Genomic DNA, 25,035 nt, shown 5'->3' with positions numbered 1-25,035 from the left:
TTGCTCCAGACGGTCGCCGTGCCTGCTGCTCGCCCGTCGGTGACGCCTCGCATGGCCTCGTGATGGGAAACACACGTCAACAGCCGAATTAATCATCCAGAGACTCTCCTCCTAGGGCCTTTGACCTTGGTCGAAATGGGCATTGAGTGTTGCTGGCTGATATCTGGCTGGCCGCTCAGTGGTGACACACAAGTCACCCGGCATGTCGTGATCCCGCTGCTCATCGGTGGCATCGCTACGACGCCCCAGTTGTTCAGCGAGTCTCGCATCATCTCGATCTCGGGGCCTGGGCCGCCTTGATCTCTTCGGCCAGTGAAACGACCCGCTGGTCTATGCCTTGCTTGGCCACAACATGTCACTCATCTCGACCACTCGTTGTTGATGAGGGATCATGCCCTGCGCGAACGTCACATCGGCGTCGTTGTGCGCCTGCGCGTCGGCCGGGACTGCGTCCGTTGTCGATGGTGCTGGTGTCGCGCCCGGGCTCGCCGACGACTAAGTACTCGACTCTGAATTGCTGCACGTGCAAAGGTGACCAGTACTGCGGCAGCGGCGATCGCGACCGCAATCTGCTTGTTTTGCCCCCTTCGACTTCTCCTCGTTGTGTTCCGAGCGGGCGCCGGCGCGACGTAGCGCATGCCGTCCGTGCCATCTGCGGTCCGCCGCCGGAATATGCGTCTTCTCGCTGTTTGATGAAGACTTCATAAACGTCGCACCGAACACCGCAGGACATGGCGACCAAAGATGGTGCGACGTCGGTAGGCCCCTACCCCAAGCCAATTCTGGTTCGGTGACGTGTCGCAGGTCAGAGACGCTCCACGTCGGGATGCGCGACCCGCCGCACCCCATCTCCGCCATCTACCGTCTTACCCCGTAGACTGTGCCCTCGGTCAGGAAGAGCCTCGGACACGCACAGCTAAGCCTTAAGCGATCGCATTTGGGGAGATGGTGGGAACGTGAGAGCGACCGTCCGCCTCGCAACGGCAGTTCCGAACTGAGGCAGGCGCTTTCGAAAGCGATTCGAAGACAGCAATTCACAAACGGAGGTGGTCGGTGTTGAAGATTCTTATGCGCATCGTCGCAATATTCATACTCAGCGCTGTGGCGGCCCTGCTTGGGAGCCCATCAGCGACCGCTCACGTCGACGCGATCCTCGACGGGGGCGGGCCAGGGGAGACTGGCCTGATCACATTGCGCGTTCCCGGTGAACGGAATAAGCCCGCCACCACCAAGGTAGAAGTGCGGATTCCCGATGACGTTCAGATCCGCACCGTGCTGGCTCAGCCGGTTCCGGGATGGCGACTCGATATCAAGAAGAAGAAGCCCAATCCGCCGATGTACAGAGACGACGGCACGCCCGTCGACGAGGTGGTCAGCTCGGTGACGTGGACGGCGACGGGTCCGGGAATCCAGCGAGGCGAATTCGACGATTTCGTTCTGGAAGCCGGACCGCTGCCAGATGTCGAGACGTTGACCCTGCCCACATTTCAGACTTTCGTCGATGGGACCACCGACGCCTGGACGGAACCGGTGCCCGAAGGCAGCGACCCGAAGTTCCCGGTGCCGTCAGTGAATCTCAAGGCGAGTTCGGAGGCTGCATCCGGCGGCGGGAGCGGTATGACTTCGGTGATTGCCTGGACCGCTTTGGGTTTTGCGGTGATCGCCGTCGCGCTGGGCATTTTCTCCATAGACCGGGCCCGACGATCCACTCATCCCGCCGACTTGCAGGACACTGGCACCGCTCCCGAGCGCTCCGCGGTCACGGAGTAGCGACTGCCCAATGAGTGCGCCCGGTCTATTGCCGGACGCGCTGTGTCATCCTCCACGAATCGTGTACTCACAATGACCATCACCTGGGACGGACCTATTCATGGGTAGAAGCCGTATTTGGTTAGCAGCGAGCGCAATTGGGGCAACCGTCGCTGTCGTGGCGGCGTGCGGATCGGCACAGTCACCTTCGAACCCATCCTCTGCTGCGCAGTCGCCGTCGGCGCAGACGCCTGCGGCGACAACTTCGGCGAGCGCGGATGCTCCGACGGTCATCGAGATCACTATCGACAAGGGCGTGGCAACGCCTACGAACGCGGAGGCTCAAGCTGTGCTCGGGCAGCCGATTGCGCTCCAGGTCACCAGCGACGCCGTGGACAGCCTGCACGTGCACTCTGTCCCTGAACACGTCTTCGACGTGGCGGCAGCCCCCGATCAGCGCTTCGAGTTCACCGTCGACGTCCCCGGTCGCGTCGCGGTGGAGTTACACGACTTGCATGTCACAGTCGTCACCATCGAAGTCCGGCCTTGACGCGCGAAGTCGCTGAGACGGTCCTCGCACACGGCGTAGGTGGATCGACCGACCTCCCAGTGCCCCTGTCGTATGCGCTGATTGGGGCTGCGTGGGCATTGGCTGCAACGTTCGCCGTGGTAGCAGTGGCATGGAGGACGCCGCGCTTCGATCCGGCGAAGCCCGGAAGGGAGTTACCGACATGGGTGACTGCTGTCGTCGATTCGCCGGTGGTCAGATGGTTCTTCGCCGCTGCCGCCGTGATTTTCTCCATATGGGTTGCCGTGGCGGCGATCTGGGGAACCCAGGACAGTGACAACGCCCTACCGGGCGTGTTTTACGTGCTCCTGTGGGTGGGCCTGGTCGCCGTTTCGGTTGTCGTCGGGCCGATTTGGCGGGTGATCTCGCCAGTACGCACCATAGCCAAACTCGCGCACATCAGGCGGCATGGTGCGAAACCCTCGGTGGCGCGTGTGCAGTACCGGCAGGGTTGGGGATACTGGCCCGGCGTGGTAGGGCTGTTTGCCTTCGTGTGGCTTGAATTGGCAAGTTCCGATCCAGGCTCGCTGACATCGATCAAGATCTGGATTCTCATCTATCTCGTTGCAATGCTTTTTGGCGCAGCGCTTTTCGGAACGACGTGGTTCGCCCGAGCCGACCCCTTCGAGGTGTACAGCGTGACCGTTTCGCGGCTGGCACCCTTCAGGAGAAATCGCGCGACAGGCCGCGTCGTCCTCGGGAACCCGCTTGATCATCTGCCAACCATGCCGGTGCGGCCCGGCACACTAGCGGTAATGGCGGTGCTCCTCGGATCCACCGCTTTCGACAGCTTCTCCCAGTCAGCAACCTTCAGCAACTTCGTCAATCGCAACGCCGCCGGCATCCCCCTGGTCGATGCTCAGGCGGGTGGCGTCGTGCTCCGATCCCTTGGGCTATTACTCTTCGTGCTTGCCGTCGGCGTGACCTTTTCCGCTGCGGCGCGTGCGGCCGCCGGTGTGAGCCGCGAGCGACGGCGTGAGTTGCCGGGTCTCCTCGCTCACAGCCTCATCCCCATAGTCGTGGGTTACATTTTCGCGCATTACCTCTCCTACCTCGTCGAGCGAGGCCAGGAGACCATCGTGCGGCTCGCCGACCCGCTGGGCAGGGGCTGGCACCTGCTCGGCTTGGACGCCGGCGACGTGCAGTACTTCCTGTCTCTGAATCCGACATTGCTGTGGACCATCAAGGTCGCCTCCGTGGTCATCGGACACATGTTGGCGGTGATCGCCGCGCACGACAAGGCGCTGCGTGTGCTGCCAGTAGGTCACCAGTTGACCGGCCAGCTGGCGATGATGCTGACAATGGTCGGCTACACCTTTGCCGGCCTGTACCTACTGTTCGGAGCTTGACTTCAGCCCGCGAGCCTATCGCGACGCGGCATCGGCGTCTTGGTCACGAGATGCACCGAGTCGAACCGCACTCTGTCAAGCTCCGCCGTTTCGTGAAGCCGACGCGGCTTCTCGACTCCTATCGTGCTTCGTAGGTCGGAGCCGAAGCTAGACCCGGAGTTTGAATAGGTGACGCGACCGCGCATTGTCGCTACGCAATGTCTCCATTTACCGGCCAACCGCCCCTCCACAACCAGAGTCTGCCGGTCGGTGTACCGCCGATGCTCAAAGACTGGCGATTGTACTGACGGTAGTTCAGCGGTCGGGTAGTCGCTCGGCGAGACGCGTCAGGTGACAACGCGGGTGAACTGCCTGCTCCCTTCAGACCCGGAAGATCTGGGCGGATCGAGACGGGCGACGGGACGGATCGGCACGATCGATAACACGACAGCCATTGCGAGCGCGGCGGTCCCATACCAGGCCGCGCACTGAGTCGACGTTGTCTCCCCCAGCTCAAGGACGGCGGACTCAGTGGCGTCGCCCGCTTCGAGGGCGAAATGAGCACCGACCTGACGATCAGGCTTTGTATACCCTAGGGGGGTATGGTATCTATGGCTTGTGGCGTCGTATCCGCGAGATCGGTACAGCCGCGGCGGTCAATGGATTCAATAAGGAGATCGTGATGAGCAAAACGACTTTCACCGTCGTAGGGATGAGCTGCGGAGGCTGCGTCCGCAGGGTCAGCGGGGAACTCAGCGGAATCGACGGCGTTCGCGACGTTGCGGTCGATCTGGCCAGCGGTCAGGTCGCGGTGACCAGCGACGCACCCATGGATGAGTCCGCATTTCGCGCTGCTGTCGAGTCGGCCGGCTACGCTTCATGAACACTTCGATGAAGCTCGGCGGTTTCGCCGTGGTACTTGCCGCCGTGTTCGGCGGCGCGGTCGCGGTCGGCAACGCCACCGGCTCGTGGGTGCCCCGCACTGAGAGCGTCGAGCACGATGTTCATGGCGCAACGTCAACCACACCCGTCGGTCCGCCGGCAGTGTCCGGTGCGGCAGACGACCCCGTGGTGTCCGGCGGTAGCGAGCCTGCGGCGACGCTGGCCGATACCAGTCCAACCGGCCTGAGGGCCACCGACGGCGGCTACACCTTCCTCCCTGAAGCAACGTCGTTGCCGTCCGGCAAGAACGTTGGCGTGACGTTCCGGATCATGGGACCAGACGGCCGGCCGGTCACCAAGTATGAGATGACACACGACAAAGACCTGCATTTGATCGCCGTCCGTCGGGACATGACCGGGTTCCAGCACGTCCACCCCACCCTCGAGGCGTCCGGCGTTTGGCACACCCATCTGGACTTGTTGCCGGGGCCGTGGCGGTTGTTCGCCGACTTCAAACCTGCCGGCGCGGACGATCTCACGCTGGGCACCGATGTGTCGGTGACCGGCGACTACCATCGGCAGCCACTGGCGCCGTCGTCGATGACCACGACGGTCGACGACTACACCGTCACCCTGACCGGTGATTTGTCGGCGGGCAGCTCATCGAAGCTGACGTTGTCGGTGTCGCGCGGGGGCGCGCCGGTCACCGACCTGCAGCCGTATCTTGCCGCCTACGGCCACCTGGTGGTGCTGCGGTCCGACGACCTGGCCTACCTGCACGTGCACCCGGAAGGGACACCGGGTGACGGAGTCACCGAGCCGGGCCCCGATGTCACCTTCTACGCGACGACACCGTCGACGGGCCCCTACCGGATGTTCCTGGACTTCCAGCACGACGGTGTCGTGCGCACCGCGGAATTCACCGCAACCGCTGCGGATTTCAGTCAGGGCCCGGCCGAAGCGACACCGCCGCCAGCACCCGCCGGCACCGAGCCCGGCGGCCACCACTGAGCTATGGCGCGCGCCGTCATCACCAGCGATTCGTTCTAAGGAGACTGCAATGACATCGATCGACGAAGACACCAGGGTCACGGCCAGCGACCGCCAGATCGAGCTGTCGATCAGCGGAATGACCTGCGCCTCCTGCGCCAACCGGATCGAGCGCAAGCTCAACAAGCTCGACGGTGTCAGCGCCACAGTCAATTACGCCACCGAGAAGGCCAAGGTCAGCTACGACGACACGGTCGACACCCAAGCATTGGTGGCCGCGGTCGAGGAAGCCGGCTACACCGCCGAGCTGCTCCGCGCCGCCGATGCACCGGTGACCGACGCGGACTCCGACACGGACGACCCCACTCGGGCGCTGCGGCAGCGGTTGATCGTCTCGCTGGTGCTGTCGGTGCCGGTCATCGCGATGGCGATGGTGCCGGCACTGCAGTTCACCAACTGGCAGTGGCTGTCGCTGACCTTGGCGGCACCCGTGGTGGTGTGGGGCGCATGGCCGTTCCACCAGGCCGCCTGGACCAACCTGCGCCACGCCACGTCCACGATGGACACCCTGATCTCCATGGGAACCCTTGCGGCACTGGGATGGTCACTGTATGCCCTGTTCTTCGGCACCGCCGGAGTCGCGGGGATGACCCACCCGTTCGAGCTTGTCATCACACGAAGCGACGGCGCGGGCAACATCTATCTGGAAGCCGCTGCCGGGGTCACCACCTTCATTCTCGCCGGCCGGTATTTCGAGGCCCGGTCGAAGCGTAAGGCCGGCGCAGCGCTGCGGGCCCTGCTCGAGCTCGGCGCCAAGGACGTCACCGTCGTCAAAGACGGTCGCGAACAACGGATTCCGATCGATCAGCTCGCCGTCGGTGACGAATTCGTGGTGCGTCCGGGCGAAAAGATCGCCACCGACGGAGTCGTCGTGTCGGGCAGCTCCGCGGTGGACGCGTCGATGTTGACCGGTGAATCCATGCCGGTCGAGGTCGGCGCCGGTGACACCGTCGTCGGCGCAACCGTGAACGCCGGCGGTCGCCTGCTGGTGCGCGCCACCCGCGTCGGCTCCGACACCCAATTGGCGCAGATGGCCCGGATGGTCGAAGACGCGCAGAACGGCAAAGCCCAAGCGCAGCGCCTCGCCGACCGCATCTCGGGAATCTTTGTGCCGATCGTCATCATTCTGGCGGCCGCCACCCTTGGCTATTGGATCGGGACCGGCAACGGGCTGGCGGCGGCGTTCACCGCCGCCGTGGCCGTGCTGATCATCGCCTGCCCCTGCGCGCTGGGCCTGGCCACTCCCACGGCTCTGATGGTCGGTACCGGCCGTGGCGCTCAGCTCGGGATTCTGATCAAGGGCCCCGAAGTCCTGGAGAACACCCGCAGGATCGACACCGTCGTGCTGGACAAAACCGGCACCGTGACTACCGGGCAGATGACGCTGATGGAGGTGATCGCGGCCCACGGGCAAGATCGCAATGAACTGCTGCGGCTGGCCGGGCCGTTGGAGAACGCGTCGGAGCACCCGATCGCGCAAGCGGTCGCCAAAGCAGCAGGCGCCGAATTCGGTGAGCTGCCAACGGTGGAAGGGTTCACGAACGTCGAAGGGCTCGGCGTTCAGGGTGTTGTGGATGGCCGCGCCGTCGTCATGGGGCGTCCGAGTTTGCTCGCCGACTGGGCCCAGCACCTGCCGGCCGAGCTGACCGAGGCAATGCATGCAGCGGAATCTGCCGGCGAGACAGCGATTGCCGTCGGCTGGGACGGCGCGGCCCGTGGAATTCTCGTCGTCGCCGATGCCGTCAAGCCCACGTCCGCCGAGGCGATCAGCCAGCTGCGGGGACTGGGTTTGACGCCGATTCTGCTGACCGGTGACAACGCCACCGTCGCTCGGTCGGTCGCCGATCAGGTGGGCATCGATGAGGTGATCGCCGAGGTGATGCCCAAGGACAAGGTTGACGTCATTGCCCGGCTGCAGAAGGAGGGCAAGACGGTGGCGATGGTCGGCGACGGTGTCAATGACGCTGCCGCGCTTGCTCAGGCCGATCTGGGCCTGGCCATGGGAACCGGAACCGACGTGGCCATCGAAGCCTCCGACATCACCTTGGTGCGCGGAGACTTGCGTGCCGCCGCGGATGCGATCCGACTGTCGCGGCGGACCCTGCGCACCATCAAGAGCAACCTGTTTTGGGCGTTCGCCTACAACGTGGCCGCCTTGCCTTTGGCAGCTGCAGGTTTGCTCAACCCGATGCTCGCCGGAGCTGCAATGGCATTCAGTTCAGTGTTCGTGGTCAGCAATAGCCTGCGACTTCGACGGTTCCGTTCACGATTCGGACAGCCCACCGCGGCCGGGTAGCGGAATGGATTGTGGCTGGGCAATGCCGCGCAGCCACAACACCATTCGTTTGACCTCTGACAGGGCCTGCCGGTTTCGCAGACATCGACAGAACGGGCCCCTTAACCATTCGGAGCAGAAGGGTTCTCCATGCCCACCACAGCAGATATCCATGACGTGATCATCATCGGCTCCGGGCCGGCCGGCTACACGGCGGCGATCTACGCCGCCGTGCCGAGCTCAAGCCGCTGGTGTTCGAGGGCACACAGTTCGGTGGTGCGTTGATGAACACCACCGAAGTGGAGAACTATCCCGGTTTCCGCGACGGCATCACCGGGCCGGAACTAATGGACGAGATGCGCGAGCAGGCGCTGCGGTTCGGCGCCGACCTGCGGATGGAAGACGTCGACGCAGTGTGGCTCGACGGGTCGGCGCTAAGCGGCCAGATCTGAGCGGCATGTTCATCGTGCGCGGGTGTCGAGTTTCCTGGACAGCGCTCTGGATGCCCGTGGATGATGGGCGTATGTGTGGTCGACGGTCTCGCCTTACGCCGCCTGAAGTCCGTGTGCTCGATGCGGCCGGCTTCACTGCGGAGGGTTCCGACGAACGCGGCGGCAAGCCTCGACCACAAAATATGCAGCCCGCGGCGCGGGATGACGCCCAGGCGCCCGGGTTGGACCGCCTCCTTGAATCATTGCCGGCGGACTGGCATCCGGTTTCGATCGCGGGTTTCTTGCGCTCACCGCATCCCGATATCGCCATCGACGGCCGCCCGGCAACACCCCTTGAGTGGCTTGAGTACAGCGGAGGTGACATCTCCCAGGTCCTCAAGCTTGCCGAAATTGCAGAATGGGCTGCGAGGTAAGGGACAGCTACTGGGCTGCAACGGTTTCCAACTGAGCTCCTAGGAATCCGGCGGTGTGACAATTTCTGACATTGGTAGCCTTCGCAGTACGGCGTAACGAAAACTCTGTGTTCGAATGCGCCGCCGCGACGAAGTCTTTGTCTCGCCGCGTTTGAGGGAGTCGCGATGCACTGCGGGGTTCTTAGCGGGGCTGGTCGCGGCTACCGGCCTGCGTTCGCCGGCGCAGTTTCTATTTCCTCAAGCCGCGCATCAGACTGGTGGATTCGAGCCATTCCCGTGGTTCCAGGGCCGCGGTCGGCTGCATGCGCCGATAGCCCGACAGCATGTGTTCGGCGTGGTTGCTGAGGAACTCGATCAATGCGTACAGGTAGGCATCGGTCATGTCTTGGGGGTCGTTGATGCGGTGCGCGACGCGCAACGCATCAACCCAGTACTGGCTTGGTCGAACACGCGCACGTCCAGACATCGCGGCGGGGTGGCCTCCCACTGCCAGAAGGGTGCCAGGTCGCCATCCGATCGAGCGGTGATCTCGACTGCTCGGCGACAAGCTTCCAGTACGTGTTCGGGCGACATCGCACAAGCAGTCGCGCGCTCTCGCACCGTCTCAGGATTACCTCCGCACAGCAACACCGCCATGTCCGCGCGCAGCCAAGCGTCCTTAATACTCATTCGTGCCTGTCTTAGAGCAGTAGTGGTGGGTGTCGTCGCAGCGTCGGCATCGAAGGCTGCACGGCCTTGTACTGTTTTGGCGGTGGCATTCTTTCGCGAGGCGAACGCCCATAGAGTCGAACTCCTCAGCGACCCACTCATCGCTGATGATGTAGCTGCCGCTGCGGAGCGGCACCGCGCCGACGAGCGACGGATGGGCCGCGACGGTCCTGCATTGAGACAGAGCCCTTACCTTCCAGCTGGACGACGCCGCGCTCGACGAGTAGCCACATCATGATTTCCGACAGCCCGCTCACGAGGGGCGAACTTGATCTTCGGCCCGTGGATCTATCCCCGCCGAGCAGGCCGCGGCTTTACGCCGCTACGCGTCGCGGAGAGGATGGACCATGCCAATGTCACAATATGAGCAGCGTCTGCACGATATCGAAGGGTGCGGTGGAGCGTCACTGAGCGAATGATTGTCGGGTCACCCTGTATCTCTCTTGACGAGCGGCCGCTGCCGCGCGTCGCGTAGCTGCAGGTCCCGTTAGATAAGTACGTCCTCCGTCGGCTCCGGCCGAACCTGACCTGCGCCCACTCGCAGCAGTGCGGCGACGCCGATAACACCCAACTATGGCGGTCGTCGGCGTCTGTGGTCGGTTCGGTGTATTCGTCGTCGATTAGGTCATCGCCTCAGGGTCTTTCCGGGGGCCAGGGCAGCACAGCAAGATCGCACCCGGCCGGAAGGTGGTCAACTAGTTTGGCTGCCGATGCGATTCAACTGCGGTACAGCGACGTCAGTGCTTCGGGCTCCGGCCGCTGATAGAACGTTGGCGACCGGCACCGGCGGCTGGCCCCCGAAATTCGCGCGACATGACCGCAACCTCATGTCATCCTCGACGATTGTGGGCCGAGGACCGGAGCTTCCCCGCGCGGCCGATTACCGAGAGCGCGTCGAGCGCGCCCGCGGTGAGGCGCGCTTGCGCTACCGCGACCATCTGGCAGCGGCGTTCGAGCGGCTCGGTGTTGCAGAGTCTAGCGAGCTCGCCGGTGTGGCCCTCGATGCGCTCACGGTGTGGCGATACATCGACAGCGGCGAGCGCTGCAGGTGTTCGTGTCATCCCCGGCTGCCCGAAAGCGATGTGCACGACTACGGATTCGACTGCGTGTGCGCACGCACACCCGAGGATCGCCGACGCGCATTCAACGAGTGGCGCAACGGCATTGAGGCGTTCTGGCGATCACCAGAGGGCCAGCAGATCACCGCGGCCGAGCAGGACGCGGACGCCGGCCTTCAGATGTGGCTCGCTGAGCAGACCGGGGTCATTGTGCACGATCATGGCGGGCTCGCGCCCGAACAGTGGCGCGGGACGGTCGACGGTCACAGTTTCTACTTCCGCGAGCGCCACGATGTGTGGTGGATCGAGCTCGATCTGCGGCCTAGCGGCCGATTCGTCCGGACAGTCGCCGGCACCGCCAACGATGGCACCGTTAGTTACCAGGAACGTGGGTTGGACGAAGGCGACGTCATCGCCTCCGGCACAACCGACAGCGAGGGTTACGGGACTACGCCAGTCGTACGGGCACAGTTCATCGTCGACACGATCCGCACCCACCTGACGCGCCAGGCATGCACGCACCGCGGCGACGATCTGTCATCGATCGAAGCCATCCTCGGTACAGAGGTCCGCTGGTGTCCCGTCTGCGGGACCCGCCTGCACGCGCGGTAACCAAGCGACCGCGGTGCGATGGCGCTCAGGCGCATTCAAACGTCGCGGTCCTACCGATAGCGCTGCGTTACTTCCATTCCCACTCGTCGCAGCATCCGGCGCAGCCGTCCCCACACAATTCGGCGGGATGGAGCCCGCCAGTTTGGGGGTCAATCTCATCCTTGGTCACGGTTTGCTCCGATCTGATCTTTCGACGCTACGTCGTGTCTTGCTGCACAGGCGTGTAGCCGAGGCTGTGGGCGCAGGACGCACAGACTGTTTTGACCAGGTAGCGGGTTTCGTGCAACACGCCGGGTTCGCCGCAGCGTTCGCAAGTGATCGCCGAGGCACGTTCGGCCTCGCCGATGATCGCGCGGAATGCATCCAACACCGCGGGGCTGGGTTCTTCTGCGCTGGGTGCGCAGTAGTAGCGCAGGGTGCCGTATTTCTCCTTGATTTGGTGCACGACGTATTCGGGGTCGATCGCGGACAGGCGTCGATCGAGGGCGACCACGATCGGGTACCAGCCGGCGTCGTGTCCGATCCAGCGTCCCCAGCCATCGGGGATCCGGCGCAGGATTGTCTCCAATGCCGCAGCGAACGGGCCGGCGTCGGTTGGGACTTGCAGGGCGTTGAGCATGGTGTCGCGGTCGGACATAATCCGAGCCACCGCGCCCTCGACGTCCTCTGGGGCGGCGGTTCCGGCGCGTAGCCCGGCAGCCATTTCTGTCATGTCGGACACCATGGCCCGCACCCGAATCCGCTCCGCAGGGGTGAGCTCGGGAATGTCGTGGTGTTCGCTCATCTACCGATACATCCCTTCCGGTTCGCAGGCGTACATCCCTTCCGGTTCGCAGGCGCGATAGCGGCCGCTCTCGTCAGGTTGCAGAGACCTCGACTAGACGGTCACCTTCGACCACCCTCAGCAGGGGCTTGTCGAACGCCTTCTGGATTAGTTCGACGGTGCCCTTGAGGTCGTCGTAGTCATCCCAGCGCAGGAGGTCATGGCCTCTGTCCACCCACCCATGGGTGCCGTCGCAGTACACCTCAGCGATGAAGTACTCGGTCTGGCCGAACGACTGCACGACACGGTAGTTCCAGTGACTCACTGTCGGTTTCCCTTTCACCGGTCGCGCTGGGCCGGCTGCCTCAGCAGGTTGACTCGACGACCGCCGTCTCAATCTTTTGTCGGGCGGTCGAGCGTCTGTTCGCGATCGGCTTTGGTGATCGGTGAAGGATTCCTCGAGTAGCGGCCATATCTCAGTTTTGAGAAAGGAGAGCAGATCGTCTGCCGCTTCGCCGATGCCGGACCGGGTCATCCGGTTGGACTCGCAACGCGGTACAAGATCGTCAGCCGTTTTCGATCCGCTTTCGGCGATGTACCGCTCGACGGCTGGCGATCGGACAAAGTCAGCCGGCACCTCGCGGCCTTCGAGCCGTGCCGATGCCTTGGTGTTCTTCCTGGCCGCGGCGTGGATGGCGGCGGGCGAGACCGTTACCGTCTTTCGTTTCACAGGACACCTCCAGGAGGAAAGATTGGGTCGCTACCGCGCCGCTTCGAGCGGGCGATGCGTGCAGCCGGCACACCGACTGGCTTCGATCGTGTTTAGGTCGGCTACTAACGCCGATTCGGCCTCGTACATCAATCGATCACCGTTGACGACCGACACCGGTAGAGAGGCCCGGCGCAGGGCTCGCCACGCAAATCGACAATCAGGTAGGTGAATTCGTGTTCCTCGCCGGGAGCTGACGGTGGCCAGTCATACACGGTGAGTTTGTCCGTCCGATCGAACTCAACCCATCCTCGATCGGTCAGCAGCTGGTTGAGTTCAACGTCTGCGACGGCAACGCCGCCATGATCATCGACCTTGGGAGGAGTGCGCCGAGTCCGTTGACGCGACTCGACAGCTCGGCGTCGAGTACCCCTCTGCTTGCGACTGGCCTTGTTCACTCTGACGCTCCCCGCTTTGGCGATCACGCGCTCCGCGCTAGTTGCGAACACTCTCCAGATGCGGCCCGATGGCCTCCAGGATCCAGGCCTGAACACTGCGGTGTCCCGCTTGGGCCGCCAGCATTCGCAATGCTCGCTGCTCAGACGGCAATAGCCGCAGGTTCAGCTTCTCGGTGCGTTGTCGCGTCTCGGTCCCGCTTCTACGCTTCTCCACCTTGACACTCCTACGCCATAGCCTGCTTTAGCTATCCGGATAGTACTACTAGTAGGGCAAGCGGTCGCGGCCATCATTTTGCACGGGCCTTGTCGTGTTGAGCCCGGCTCCGACGGCAACGATCGGCTTGCCGCACGAGGTTGGGACGACTCGATTCACCGAACATGCGTCCCGCAGGTCCCTGCAGGACCCTGCAGATCGTTGCCCTGCGGGCCCAGAACGCAGCAGTCGCCAAAGTAGCCATCTAGGTATTGATTCGTCCTACCGTATGCCCTCAAGGAGGTCGGCTGCAGAAACCCCAAGCGCCTTGGCGATGTCGAAGAGCCGCTCGTGCAGGATCCCGCGGCGGCCGTGCTCCACGTCCATCAACACGTTGCGCGACACCCCCGACAGCTGCGCCAGCTGCTCCTGTGTTAGGTCGCGGTCGATACGTAGGGCTTGAATACGCGTCCCCACTTGCCGTCGCCGCCGTTGCCAAGCGACCACGCGCTTGGGGTCGTTCTGACTGGGGCGCGTCGGCACGCCATCCAGTACTCCCGCTGGAAGACTAGAAGTCAGCCCTACTAGTAGGGCATTCTGGTTTCGTGTTGCGGCGTTCGAGCCTCTGTCGAGTAGCGCAAGGGTGGGAACGGCCCCGGGGTAGATGGCGGTGGTGTGTTCACGTCGCTACTCGATGTTCCGCGAGCTTGCGACGATGGTGATTCACACCGGTCGGCGAGATCGGCGATGACGGCGGCCCTCGCCGCGGTCGACACGGCGGGGCGTCTGCCGAGTCGCCCGGTCCTGCATGCGGGCGAGGCTCTGGATGGCTACTTGGAGCGGTTGGCCGATGCGAACCATCTTCGCCGCGGCCAGTTGCTAGATTTGCTGAGCGGTCATCGGATCGCCGCGACTGCTCAAGCGGCGTATTCGCTGATGACGTCACCGGATCCGTCGGCGGTTCGGCGGATCTGCGAAATCAGTGGACTGCAGGTTGATTCGGTCCTCGACGCCACCTTGGCTCGGTTCGCCGCGTTCCCGGCCGCAGTTTGGCCATGTGCGGCTCAAGCTCCGTACTGTCGGCCGACGCCCGGTCAAAGGACGGCGCCGGGGTTCGGGTCGCAAGTCTGTCCTCGGTGTCTGGCCGAGGACGCCATCTGGCGTGTGCAGTGGCGACTGCCCATCGCGGCGGTCTGCGTCGAACACGCCACCGTGTTGGTCACGCATTGCCGCGGGTGCTTGCAGCGATTTCGCTCCCACTCGAACGCGCCGTTGGGATTGGCGTCCGGGTCAGTACATGCCTGCGGGAATCTGATCGGTCGGTCCAGGCCGTGTCCACACCTGGCGGTCGACCATGCCGTCGAGGGCACCGGCGAGATGCAGGTCGATGCCACTCGTGTTGTGCTCAACGCGGTGGAGGGCCGTTCTCATCCGGTGTTGGGTGTGCGCACCGCACCCTCGGTGCTATTGGGCGAAGTGTGCAACCTGCTGACACTGCTGGTGGAGCTGTTGTCCCGGCGCGGTCGGCCGGGGTTCGTCGACTGGCCCGACGCCGACCTTTGCTGTTGGACTCGGCCGCCATCTCGCGCCTCATGGGGCCGGTCGATGCTGCCCTACCCGCTGCAGCATGCGAAAATCCGCGCTGGCTTGTTGGCCGCAGCACTGGGCATCCTCGGCGAAGACACCGCCGACGCTGCAGCGGCACGTCTTCGTCCCTGGCTCGGTGCAATCGCCGGGCTTCCCGACGGACCGCGGGGATGGTTGATGAGCCGAACGACGCGGACACCGGCAGTGGATCTGGTGATTGACGCCGCGACCGCCGGTCGCCGTCATCGAAGCGCGTTCGGTTCGACGTCGGCGCGGCGTTCCGCGGCCGCGATCCCGCAATTGATCGATACCGAGATCTATGACCGGATATTCGACGGCATGCTGGCCGTCGCCGCCTGGACGGGTCGCGTCTACGTTTCGCTGTGTGTGGTGAGGGTGTCGTTATCCGCCAACAGCTGGCCGCAGGCCGCCGCCCGAATCGGGTTGGACCCTGCGATCGCAAACGACGCGGCTCGGCGGGCCCTCGCCGGCATGCGCGTCACGCCAGCCGTGTTTGCCGGGGCGGTGCACGACGCATCGTCGATGTTGTCGCACGATCGGGACTTCCGCCGACGAGAGGACCGCGTGCGTGCGCTCGTGCTGGACCAGCATCGGTGGTTACCGCGGTGGCGCGCGTCGATGCCGCCGGACCGATGGCCCGCGACGACGCCCTACGCCATCGCATGGATGTGGTGTGAGATCGCGCAGGCGCCGCTGCAGACGAGCCCCGGCTGGATCGCCCCACCAACGTCGGCACAGCAGGTCGCCTACCGGCGTTTCGGCCAGACCCTTGGATCCGTTGCGCAAGCGACGTTGCGCGATCTCGTCATGAATCCGGGCGCCACACGATGACGCCTCTAGAAGACTTACGCCGAAAAGATGTTGTCCTTGGCGCGTTCGGCGAGAACGACGCCATCGAGGTGGCGCAGCGCGACGGCGAAACTTCCGTCAGCGACGGCGGCCAGCGTCGCCTCGGCGACGAGTTCGGTGAGATCGCCGAGGAAACCCTGTGTCCGGTAATGCAATTCACCGGCCAGCTGCATGAACAGCATGCCCCGTTTGCCGTTCGGCAGATGTGGCAGCACCGTGTTTTCGAGTTCTCGCACGACTCGCTGCCACCGCTGTTGCTCCGGGCGGTCGTCGGGTTTCGGATAGGTCGGGTAGTGCTGCAGCTTCAGCCGTGCCCTGATCTGCGGGTCGTGGGCCAGCGATCCATCCTCGAGGTTGGCGCCGACCACGAGCAGGGTGGCGTTGAGGTAGCCCAGTTCGGAGTTCAGTCGCTTGAGGTGATCGAGGACCTCACGGCCCCAGGCAGCGGTCGTCGCGAGAAAGTGGACGTCGTCGAGCACGAGCACGCGGGTTCGGTGACGTTTCATGGCGTCGAACGCCTTGTGTGAGTCCTTGCCTGGCAGGCCGTGGTAGTGCAGGATCTCGGCGTTGACGTCGGTGGCCTTCGCTTTGGAGGCAAGACCGGCCCACACGACTGGATTCAGATCGTGCTCGCAGTCGGTGGTGTAGTAGACGGGGCGGCCGCGCCGATCGTGAGCGCAATCGGCGGTCCAGGCGTTGTATCTTTCGCCTGCCCACCGCTGAATCAGGGTGGTCTTTCCGATGGCGAACGGGCCCGACAATCCGAGGATGCGTTTGGCGCCCGGCCGTGAAGTCGCGTTCTTTCGCACGATCGCGGTCATCACGTCGCACACCTGCTGCAGGTCGCCAATGTCGATCCAGAGGTGACCCAGCCATTTCTCGAGGGCAGCGAGGTGCGCTGTGCGGTGCTCGACGGACAGTGCCTCCCATTGTCGGACGCTGAGGTGGGCGGGCTCTGGTGGCGAAGCCTGCGTGCTGAGTCGATGGAACTCCGCGGCATTCACGATCAGTCCTCATCGAGGTAATTGGGCCACGGTTGGCGCAGACTCTGCGAGTGCTGGGGACGGCTCTTAGATCTGGGTGTGATGACGTCCTGCGCTCGTTGGGCTTCGCCGTGGTCGATGGTCGCCTGGTCTACCCGCATGGCGGCGGCCGCGAGCTTGCGGCGGATCGCTGGACGCTTTGGAGCGCTGGTGATTTCGCCGAGTTGGTCGAGGATCAACTGGGTCGCCGAATCGCGCTTGAGTACGTGGTTGCCTCCTCGGTTTCGTATCAGCGCGCAGGCGTGCCCGACGATGGCCATGCTCATCGGCGCGTCGGTGCGATCGGCGCCGCGCCATTTCAGCTCTTCAACGCGACCCGACTCGCGATCTCGAAACCAGATGCGCGACAGGTCTTGGGGGTCGACATGGAAGGGTGCTGCCCGGTCCTGCGGTCGGAAGAATCCGACCGGCACGTTGCGGTATGGGCCCAGCACCGCGGGGCTGCTGTAGGTCATGTTGAAGAACCGGACGCCGTCATGGCCGATGGTGCCCCACCGGATCGGCAGGAACTGATAGATCAGATCGGGGCTCTGGGGCACGTCGATGCGTCCGGTGAACTCGAGCATGGAGTCGAACATCTCCAGCGGGCACAGCCGTGCTCGTCGTTCGGTGTCGTTCGCGGACAGCAGCAGCCCGGTGTGCGGGGCGCGGTGGTAATCGGTGCCGATGTAGTGACGTAGGTGATCTTGCAGTTCACGGGCGGTCAGCAGAGGCTCCTCGGCCACCAAACGTCCGCGTTCGGCGACGCTGCGTCCCTTGTAGCCAGGGATTTGTTGCAGCCCACGCTGGATGGTCTCGAACCAGCGCTCGACGAACGCGTTGTCGTTGGCCTTCCCACCGCGGTTAAGCAGCAGGTCGATACCCAAGCTTTGAAGCAGCTCACGAAACAGACGTGACACGAAGATCGATCCCCAGTCGCAACGGATGGCTTCGGGGCGCAGCGACGGAATGAGATGGTCGCCGTCCAGCGTGCTGAAGTCCGGGACGATGAGCCGCCGGTCGGCGCGCACGATCAGGTTGCTCAGGTCCAGTTGGCCTGGGACACCCGCCCACCTCCAAGGGCTTATCGATGTCCCGTTGATGGCCATGGAGAAGGGTCGCAGGACGTCGTAGAGCAGTAGCCCTGCTTCGATTCCGTTGGCGCTGCGCGGAACGACGCGCAGTGCGAGCACGACGCGCGTGGCGATGTCGATGGCGGTGAGGACCTCGACGCTGTAAGCGCGTCCGCTGAGCGGGTCGTAGACGAGATTGTCGGCGCGGGTTGCATCGATCGCCACGATTTGTCCAGGGCGGATCGCCGGGTAGCTCTGTGTCCCGGAGACGCTACGCAATTTGCGACTCAGTTGCGACCTCGTGGTCTTGCCGCGTTCGCGCTTCAACGAGGCCAGAAACTGGCTGGTGGCCCGTTGAGGGACGACAACGTTCTGCGCCCCGGTTTGTTTGAGTTCCAACAGGGTTCGGCGGTGGATCTCGCGATTGGCCACCGTCGATCGATCCCCATCGAGTGCGTCGAACATCTTGGTCGCCACGTCGCGGTAGCGCGGATCGATCACCTCCCAGCGCCGACTCGGCCGAACTTTGCGACCATCAATTAGCGCGCACAGTCCCCCGCGGTGGTAGGCCCGCACCCACCCGCGCACCGTCGTCGCGCTGATTGAACTCGACTGAAGCTCTCCGTCTTCGACGCGCCGTTGCAGGGTGGGATCCGAGCAGCACGCCTCGGTCAGTTCCTGGGCCATGCGGGTACATCGTTGGTTGATCGACATTCCGAATGTCGGGCCGTAGGGGAATCGCGGCTCGCCGTCACGCCTTAGAGTCGGATGTCCCTCGCGGAAACCGGTTTTGATCTCCAAGACGATCTCCAGCTTATTGATGGTTGCCTCCCTGGTGTTCTCGTCGAGTGCATCCCACATGGGTTGCAGCGCCTCCGCCGTCGCGGCGGGCTCGCCGGTGACTACTTCGCACGCCGTGGATATCTCGTCCCACGCCATCCGGTCGAGCGATCCGATCGCATCCACTACCTCGACGCCGTCGTTGTCGATCGCGACGATGAGCACGACGCCATGTTTTTTGGTCATCACGCGTTCGCCTTCGGCAAGTGTTGTGCGCCCGTCATTCATCTCGATGGCCTTCATGCGTCCTCATTTCCTCGTTACACAGTGACCTGGGTTGTGAGGTCCCAGGGCGAGTACATGTCGATGTCGAGGTCCCCGCGCCACAACAGATGCCAGACAGTCGATTTCAGCTCGCCCGAACCGTCGTCGTGGGCGAACAGGTGACCCAGCGTGACGCCAGCGCCCACCAGTGCGCGGATGCGCTCTTCGTGTGCGTCTGCCCATGCAGGACGCTGCCGACAGCAGTGCAGCCACAGCAGGTTCAATCGCTCGATGCGGTCAAGTCCCTCAAACACTCGGTAGGCCCAGCCGACCGCCCGGCACTCTTGTCGCGTGATCTCACTCTTGGTCCTGAAGTCGTCGTCTTGGCGCTCGATGGCGCGAACGTCCCACACCGTGACGGCACCGCCTTCGGTGACGGTCAACAGGTCAGGGGTGTGGCGGGATCGCGTCCAGAACAAGGTGAATGGTTGAGCGATGATCAGCTGGATTCGCCGATCGCGGTCGATGCTGCGCACCAGGTCGTGCTCCAACCCCGACTCGAGCTCGACCACGCCGCCATTGATCATCGAGTACGCAGTGGCGGGAATGTGGCGGTTGTTCCGTGACGAGTGCGGTCGTCGGACTGGGACGAGCAGGCGCAGGGGCGGTGGGTGCCTCTGCTGCCAATCCCACTCAGTTTCGTCTCGGCCTCGCAGCTTGACCGTCCACATCAGTCGTGGGCCCGCGTTTGCCGCCCCGAAGACGGACTCCGTACTCCTGACGTCGGATCGACGGCGTTTGGGCATGATTCGCCGCTCCGTGATGCCCTCCGGGGGTCGACGCCGAAAGCAAGGCTGCAGACGCCCCGGATACGAATGTGACCTACGTCACGCTAGACCGTTTCAGCATCCACAGCTAGCGGTCTGAGGCCGGCCCCAATGCCCTGCGGCAGCGGCGTCTGAGAGCTGCACGCTCACGCTCCCCCACCAACTCCTCGAACAGCCGCACTTCCCGAGGTGAGCACGTCGGTAGATGGCCATACGCGTCCTGGCCGGCCACTAAGTCGAGCCAGATCCAGTAGCGCGCTATCCGCACGGCTCGGCGGCGGGTGCGGATCACGAACGTCGGCGCCAAATCGCGCAAAGTCGACACGTCGAGGTCAGGCACGATCGCCGACGTGTGGCGTGCTGCGGATTGCGTCGTGAGGTCTTCGACAAGCTGCACCAGATGGGCCAAGAAGATCGCGGCGGTGTCGGCTCGCCGCCCGACGATGCGCGATGATCGCAGCACCAACGGATCAATCACGCGGTCGTCGAACTGGTCGGCGCGTCCGTCGAGTTCCAGCGATTTGAGCCAGTACCGCAGTTGCAGGCAGACATACAGGCGCCACCGATATGCGGCATCGTCGATGACAAGGTCGTCGACTGCATACCGCACGTCCCATGGCACATCGACAGAACGCAACCCGCCCGCGCTCACCACCGCGCCGATACGCAGGCCAGCATCCAAAAGATCTCGAGTGGATGCGAATCGCGCTCCACGCATCATTGGCGCTACTTCATCCGCAGACAGATGGTCGAAATATCCGGGCACGTCGTCCGAACGCGGCATCGCCCTGCCCAGTGCCGCTTGGGCGATGTTCGTCACGCCCTCCGACGCGGCGAAAATCCATGTGCGGCGCAGGATGAAGGCAACGATTCGAGGGTGCTCGGGCAGCGCCGAGCGCTGGCGCACACAGTCGAGCACGGCTGCTTTCGACACCGACAGCAGGGCCCGAGTCTCGGGCACCCCTCCCCCACCCCACACGAGGCGGTCAGTCGTAACGAATCCGAGATGGATGGCGTTGTCCAACCGGGGACCACCACCGACCGTGAGCGCGCCAAGGATCTCTCGCTGAATCGCCTGATCGGCCGGAGCGACGGGCCAAGGCGCCGCACCGAACTCGTCGTGCTGTCGCACCAGGTACGTCCCGCACCGTAGGCACGAGAACTGCACCATCAGCCCGTGCAGCGCCTCCTCGACACCACGCGACTGACAACCCCGACACACCCACACCGCCGTTCGCAGCCGCCACACGGCCCCAAGTGTCGGGAAATCTAAGAAGGCCGCCGCTCGCAGCGTCCTCTCGTCAACTCCCAAACATCGGGCGACGGCGACTGTTGACCCACCGGCATCCGATCGACTGCTTCGCCCCGACACGCTCACCCGCAGGAGTTGTGCCGCCGACAAATCGTTCGCGGTGGCAAGGCGGCGACACAACGAGTCGAAGGACTCACCGTTAACCAGTCTGACCCTGCTCGGCAGCCAGCCATCGTCGTCCTCTGGCGCTGTAGCGCGGTCGCCGTCGCCACCGCTGGTTGGTTGCCCCGCGCCCCTCACGGCCGAGATCCTGTTGATCGAGATCGACGAGGGTTTCGATTAATAGGCCTATTGGCCCAATTATTGCGGATTCGTCTGACGCGCTCTGTCAATCTTTCCGGCAAACACGCCGCGAAGACACCACTAGTAGGGCGGCGGCGGTGACAAACATGGGACGAACACGCACTTACTACTCGGCACCGCCCAGGGCCATAGGACTAGCATCACCACGTTGATCTGCAAAGACAAGGCCCTCAGACGTTTTCCCTCCGTGAAACTAGAGGGTGTAGTCAAACATTAGGAGTCGCTTGTCAATCTTTCCTGCATCTCGACATCGTATTACGAGAAAGCAGCGCGACTGCAGCCTTATTGTGACCTTATGGAAGCCTTATTTTTCTTAAGAATTGGTGTACCGTGGGCGTTCGGGCACACGCAGCCATGGAAGGAAGCCGACATGCAACACGCACCTGCACGGATCGTCCTGGTCACCGGCGGATCGCGGGGTATCGGCGCGGAGATCGCCCGACAACTCGCCAGCCCCGACACCCATGTCGTGGTGAACTTCCGCAGGCGAGCCGAGCGAGCCGAATCCATCGCCCAAGCCATCCGTGACGCGGGTGGCCACGCATCGACGCTACGTGCCGACATCTCAGACGAGGCCGAGTGCGCGGCGATGATCGACACCATCTCGCATCGCTTCGGTCGTCTGGACGCCGCCATCCTCAACGCATCCGTCGGTCCCGAGGCGGGCGATGATCTCGGAAACGCGAAACGTCTCAACCGCGATGCACAGCGCCGCATCGCGCTGAAGACCGTGCCGCTGATGCCGGCCGGTGGACGCATCGTGTTCGTCACGAGCCACGCGGCCCACTTCTTCCCCCATCGGGCGGTGCCCAAGGGGCAGACCGCCGTTGCCGCGAGCAAGTGGGCCGGCGAAACCGCGTTGTATGCGTTGCGTTCGGAATTCCGCCGCGCCGGAGTGCATTTCACGGTGGTTTCCGGTGACAGCGCCGACGCGGCGTTCGCCGCTGCGATCGCAAACGCCGCCAGCACCCCGAACCCATCCGGAATCGTGTACGTCGGCGGCGCTGATTCGCTGAAGATCGCCTAGTCAGCACGAGAGGTTGAAGTCCGCCCCGTCAGAAACTCATCGAATGCCCAGCACTCGTAGTGCGTTTTCTTTGTAGATCAGCGACACCACCGCCGGATCGACATCGAGCTCCTCGAAATCCCTACGCCAGCGGTCCAACTGGATGTACGGATAGTCCGTTCCGAACAGCACCTTCGTCCGCAGTTGCCGGCTCGCGGCGCGTACCAGTTGCGGCGGAAAGTACTTCGGCGACCAGCCCGACAGATCGATGTAGACATTGGTCTTGTGCGTGGCGATCGCGATCTGCGAGTCGACCCAGGGCACCGCAGGGTGCGCCATCACGATCGTCATCTCCGGGAAATCGGCGGCGACGTCGTCCAGCAGCATCGGATCCGAGTACCGCAGTTTGATGCGGTGCCCGCCGGGCAGTCCCGCGCCCATTCCCGTCTGCCCGGTGTGAAACAGCGCGGGCACGCCGGCCTCGGCGATCGCCTCGTAGATCGGGTAGAACTTGCGGTTGTTCGGCTCGAAGGCCTGCATGCTCGGGTGGAATTTGAAGCCCTTCACCCCGTAGTCGCGGACGAGTTCGTGGACGCGATGCACCGCGCGGCGCTCATGCCACGGGTCGACGCTGCCGAACGGGATCAGCACGTCGTTGTTGCGCACCGCGCCCGCGATGAGGTCTTCGATCGAGTTCGGCGTATGTCGCATTCCGGTGCGCGCGTCGATGGTGAAGACGACCGCCGCGGTGTTGTGCCGCCGGTACTCGTCGGCCAGCGCATCGACGCTCGACAGCGCGCCGGGTCCACGTTTGAAGTACTTGCCGACCGCGTGGACCAGCGCGTCGTCGTACGCCTTGTGGCCGTGCGCGTCGACCTCGACGTGGGTGTGAATATCGATGGCCGCGACCTTGTCGAAATCGATCGCATATTCGTACTTTTCGCCCTGTACGGTCACCCTCGTGACGATATACGCGCTGAACCTCTTCGATATCGCAGACCGCGATGAGTACCTCGCGTACTCGAAACGCTCTCCCCAAGAGGTCGCCAAGCACGGCGGCCGCGTCGTCGCGCTCGGGCAGTTCAACGACGCGATCCTCGGCGACATCGAACCGCGCAAGGTGCTGATCCTCGTCGAGTGGGACTCACGTTCCGCGTTCGACAGTTACTGCGACGACCCTGAGCTCGCCGATCTGCACGCACACCGGGAGAACGGGTCGTCGTCCTACATCTGGCACCTCTTCGACCGCCTGGACGATCTGCGGCCGTTGCTCAAAATCGAGTGAATTCGGCGCGCTCACAGCACCCGATGGGGCGGTCAGCGCGCCGAATCCGCAAACCCTAGGCCGGTGAATAGCCCAGAGCGCCCTTGATCTCGAGGTACTCGTCGAAGCCGAACTCGCTCCATTCACGACCGTTGCCGCTGCGCTTGTAGCCACCGAACGGCGTGTTCAGGTCGAACGCGTGGTTGATCGCGACCTGCCCGGCCCGGATCCGGCGTGCCACCGCACGCGCCGCCTCGATGTCCGCAGCCGAGACGTAACCCGCCAACCCGTACTCGGTGTCGTTGGCGATCTCGATCGCCTGATCGATGTCGTCGTATTCGAGGATGCACAACACCGGCCCGAAGATCTCCTCGCGCGCGATCGTCATGTCGTTGGTGACGTCGGCGAACACCGTCGGCCGGACGTAATAGCCGGTGTCCAGGCCCTCAGGCCGACCGGGGCCACCGGCGACGACCGTCGCGCCCTCCTCGATGCCCTTCTGGATCAGGCCCTGGATCTTGTCGAACTGGGCTTTGGACGCCACGGGCCCGATCGCCGACTTGTCCTCTAGGTCACCGACCTTGACCTGCTCGGCGGCCGCCTTCGCCGCCGCGATGACTTCGTCCTTGCGGGACTTCGGCACCAACATGCGCGACGGCGCGTTACAGCTCTGACCCGAGTTCGGCATCATCGCAGCCACACCGGCCGCGACGTTCTGCGCCAGGTTGTCGTCGTCGAGCACGATGTTCGGGCTCTTGCCGCCGAGTTCCTGGGTCACCCGCTTCACCGTCGCCGCGGCGTTGCGGGCGACGTCGATGCCGGCCCGCGTCGAGCCGGTGAAGGACACCATGTCGATATCCGGGTGGCTGGACAGAGCGGCACCGACTCCTGCGCCTTCGCCGAAGACCATGTTGTACACACCGGCGGGCGTGCCGGCGGCGTCCATGATCTCGGTGAAGATCTGCCCGGAGTACGGTGCGACCTCCGACGGCTTGAGCACCATCGTGCAGCCGGTGGCCAGCGCCGGGAACACCTTGCAGGCGATCTGGTTGATGGGCCAGTTCCACGGGGTGATCAGACCGCACACCCCGATCGGCTCCTTGAAGATCATCGCCGCACCGCGTGGGACTTCGAACTCGAAATTCTTCAGCGCGTCGATGGCACCGTTGAGGTGTCCGAGACCGAGGTAGACCTGCGTGCCCGAGCCCAGCGACGGCGGCGCGCCCATCTCCTCGGACACCGCCTCACCGAGATCCGCGGAACGCTTCTGATACTCGGCCAGGATCGCCTGCAACAGATCGAGGCGCTCTTCGCGACTGCTCACCGACCAGGTGGCGAACGCTTTTCTCGCGGCTTTCACCGCATTGTCGACGTCGGCGGCCCCGCCGATCGCGATCTTGCCCGACACCTGCTCGGTGGTCGGGTTGTCGACGTCCAGCGTCTTCGGCTCGACCGGGTCGACCCACTTGCCGTCGATGTAGAACTTCAGATATTCGCGCATGTCTTGCA

The 25,035-nt window shown here is 64.0% G+C and carries 23 protein-coding genes and 2 pseudogenes; 13 read left to right on the top strand and 12 right to left on the bottom strand.

Translation table 11 applies throughout. From position 1 onward, the window contains the following. Window positions 1-1,053 precede the first annotated feature (1,053 nt). The 8 genes and pseudogenes from BST47_RS22635 to BST47_RS22600 all read left to right on the top strand — a co-directional run bounded on the left by BST47_RS22635 (window position 1,054) and on the right by BST47_RS22600 (window position 8,717). Window positions 1,054-1,770, top strand: a complete 717-nt coding sequence (locus tag BST47_RS22635; protein WP_083127899.1) for a YcnI family copper-binding membrane protein — start codon at window positions 1,054-1,056, stop codon at window positions 1,768-1,770. A 295-nt stretch (window positions 1,771-2,065) separates the two neighbouring features. Further along, entirely contained in the window at window positions 2,066-2,299 is a 234-nt protein-coding gene (locus BST47_RS31250) for a hypothetical protein (protein ID WP_234809821.1), read from the top strand. After that, window positions 2,296-3,666, top strand: a complete 1,371-nt coding sequence (locus tag BST47_RS22625) for a hypothetical protein (protein WP_083127897.1) — start codon at window positions 2,296-2,298, stop codon at window positions 3,664-3,666. Before BST47_RS31250 ends, BST47_RS22625 begins: the two co-directional genes overlap by 4 nt. A 661-nt stretch (window positions 3,667-4,327) precedes the next feature. Then, window positions 4,328-4,528, top strand: coding sequence for a heavy-metal-associated domain-containing protein (locus BST47_RS22620; protein ID WP_083127932.1), 201 nt, complete (start codon window positions 4,328-4,330; stop codon window positions 4,526-4,528). Next, a complete protein-coding gene (locus BST47_RS22615; protein ID WP_083127896.1) occupies window positions 4,525-5,538 on the top strand; it encodes a DUF8832 domain-containing protein in 1,014 nt (337 codons plus the stop codon). Before BST47_RS22620 ends, BST47_RS22615 begins: the two co-directional genes overlap by 4 nt. Before the next feature lie 49 nt (window positions 5,539-5,587). Next, on the top strand, window positions 5,588-7,873 hold the full coding sequence (locus BST47_RS22610; RefSeq protein WP_083127895.1) for a heavy metal translocating P-type ATPase: 2,286 nt from the start codon (window positions 5,588-5,590) through the stop codon (window positions 7,871-7,873). A gap of 129 nt (window positions 7,874-8,002) precedes the next feature. Further along, window positions 8,003-8,280 (top strand): annotated as a pseudogene (locus BST47_RS22605) (FAD-dependent oxidoreductase); the annotation flags it as partial. A 137-nt stretch (window positions 8,281-8,417) separates the two neighbouring features. Then, window positions 8,418-8,717 carry a hypothetical protein gene (locus tag BST47_RS22600; protein WP_083127894.1) on the top strand — a complete coding sequence of 100 codons (300 nt, stop codon included), beginning with the start codon at window positions 8,418-8,420 and terminating at the stop codon, window positions 8,715-8,717. A gap of 229 nt (window positions 8,718-8,946) precedes the next feature. Here the strand turns inward: BST47_RS22600 and BST47_RS22595 are convergent, their stop codons facing one another. Next, window positions 8,947-9,204, bottom strand: coding sequence for a hypothetical protein (locus BST47_RS22595; RefSeq protein WP_133056236.1), 258 nt, complete (start codon window positions 9,202-9,204; stop codon window positions 8,947-8,949). Window positions 9,205-10,270: 1,066 nt separating this feature from the next. Between BST47_RS22595 and BST47_RS22590 the strand changes: the two genes are divergently transcribed. Then, a complete protein-coding gene (locus BST47_RS22590; protein WP_234809820.1) occupies window positions 10,271-11,095 on the top strand; it encodes a hypothetical protein in 825 nt (274 codons plus the stop codon). Window positions 11,096-11,291: 196 nt separating this feature from the next. Here the strand turns inward: BST47_RS22590 and BST47_RS22585 are convergent, their stop codons facing one another. The 4 genes from BST47_RS22585 to BST47_RS22565 all read right to left on the bottom strand — a co-directional run bounded on the left by BST47_RS22585 (window position 11,292) and on the right by BST47_RS22565 (window position 13,761). Further along, the gene (locus BST47_RS22585) at window positions 11,292-11,879 is read right to left on the bottom strand and encodes a hypothetical protein (protein WP_083127892.1); all 588 of its coding nucleotides are present in this window, start codon (window positions 11,877-11,879) and stop codon (window positions 11,292-11,294) included. A gap of 73 nt (window positions 11,880-11,952) precedes the next feature. Continuing rightward, the gene (locus tag BST47_RS22580; RefSeq protein ID WP_083127891.1) at window positions 11,953-12,183 is read right to left on the bottom strand and encodes a hypothetical protein; all 231 of its coding nucleotides are present in this window, start codon (window positions 12,181-12,183) and stop codon (window positions 11,953-11,955) included. 879 nt (window positions 12,184-13,062) lie between these two features. After that, entirely contained in the window at window positions 13,063-13,239 is a 177-nt protein-coding gene (locus BST47_RS30775; protein ID WP_014211125.1) for a hypothetical protein, read from the bottom strand. Window positions 13,240-13,500: 261 nt separating this feature from the next. Then, window positions 13,501-13,761 (bottom strand): helix-turn-helix domain-containing protein, encoded by a 261-nt coding sequence (locus BST47_RS22565; protein ID WP_083127889.1) that lies wholly within the window; start codon window positions 13,759-13,761, stop codon window positions 13,501-13,503. 204 nt (window positions 13,762-13,965) lie between these two features. On the opposite strand from BST47_RS22565, the pseudogene BST47_RS31680 reads away from it, so the two are divergent. Then, window positions 13,966-14,424: pseudogene (locus tag BST47_RS31680) on the top strand (TniQ family protein); the annotation flags it as partial. 84 nt (window positions 14,425-14,508) lie between these two features. Here BST47_RS31680 and BST47_RS31245 read toward each other — a convergent pair. Then, a complete protein-coding gene (locus BST47_RS31245; protein WP_234809819.1) occupies window positions 14,509-14,649 on the bottom strand; it encodes a hypothetical protein in 141 nt (46 codons plus the stop codon). Window positions 14,650-14,661: 12 nt separating this feature from the next. On the opposite strand from BST47_RS31245, the gene BST47_RS31240 reads away from it, so the two are divergent. After that, a complete protein-coding gene (locus tag BST47_RS31240) occupies window positions 14,662-15,657 on the top strand; it encodes a hypothetical protein (protein WP_234809818.1) in 996 nt (331 codons plus the stop codon). A gap of 14 nt (window positions 15,658-15,671) precedes the next feature. Here the strand turns inward: BST47_RS31240 and BST47_RS22555 are convergent, their stop codons facing one another. From BST47_RS22555 to BST47_RS22540, 4 genes are all read right to left on the bottom strand, one after another. Next, a complete protein-coding gene (locus BST47_RS22555; RefSeq protein WP_083127887.1) occupies window positions 15,672-16,679 on the bottom strand; it encodes a TniB family NTP-binding protein in 1,008 nt (335 codons plus the stop codon). Window positions 16,680-16,681: 2 nt separating this feature from the next. Beyond that, a complete protein-coding gene (locus BST47_RS22550; RefSeq protein WP_083127886.1) occupies window positions 16,682-18,853 on the bottom strand; it encodes a DDE-type integrase/transposase/recombinase in 2,172 nt (723 codons plus the stop codon). Window positions 18,854-18,870: 17 nt separating this feature from the next. Then, window positions 18,871-19,545 (bottom strand): TnsA-like heteromeric transposase endonuclease subunit, encoded by a 675-nt coding sequence (locus tag BST47_RS22545; protein ID WP_234809829.1) that lies wholly within the window; start codon window positions 19,543-19,545, stop codon window positions 18,871-18,873. 184 nt (window positions 19,546-19,729) lie between these two features. After that, a complete protein-coding gene (locus BST47_RS22540; RefSeq protein ID WP_133056235.1) occupies window positions 19,730-20,890 on the bottom strand; it encodes a hypothetical protein in 1,161 nt (386 codons plus the stop codon). A gap of 736 nt (window positions 20,891-21,626) precedes the next feature. Here BST47_RS22540 and BST47_RS22535 point away from each other — a divergent pair. After that, window positions 21,627-22,283, top strand: coding sequence for an SDR family oxidoreductase (locus BST47_RS22535; protein ID WP_083127883.1), 657 nt, complete (start codon window positions 21,627-21,629; stop codon window positions 22,281-22,283). A gap of 36 nt (window positions 22,284-22,319) precedes the next feature. Here the strand turns inward: BST47_RS22535 and BST47_RS22530 are convergent, their stop codons facing one another. Beyond that, complete coding sequence (locus tag BST47_RS22530) at window positions 22,320-23,219, bottom strand: amidohydrolase family protein (RefSeq protein ID WP_083127882.1); 900 nt, start codon at window positions 23,217-23,219, stop codon at window positions 22,320-22,322. A 4-nt stretch (window positions 23,220-23,223) separates the two neighbouring features. Here BST47_RS22530 and BST47_RS22525 point away from each other — a divergent pair, with 4 nt between their 5' ends. Then, a complete protein-coding gene (locus BST47_RS22525) occupies window positions 23,224-23,547 on the top strand; it encodes a DUF1330 domain-containing protein (RefSeq protein ID WP_107529054.1) in 324 nt (107 codons plus the stop codon). Between the two features lie 55 nt (window positions 23,548-23,602). Here BST47_RS22525 and BST47_RS22520 read toward each other — a convergent pair whose 3' ends face one another. Continuing rightward, window positions 23,603-25,027: an aldehyde dehydrogenase family protein gene (locus tag BST47_RS22520; RefSeq protein WP_083127881.1), complete on the bottom strand. Its 1,425-nt coding sequence runs from the start codon at window positions 25,025-25,027 to the stop codon at window positions 23,603-23,605. Window positions 25,028-25,035 lie beyond the last annotated feature (8 nt).

This window comes from Mycolicibacterium tusciae (assembly GCF_002086795.1).
GTDB lineage: Bacteria > Actinomycetota > Actinomycetes > Mycobacteriales > Mycobacteriaceae > Mycobacterium > Mycobacterium tusciae.
Note: the sequence above shows the minus strand (reverse complement) of the source record. Positions and strands in the feature narration are given on the sequence as shown.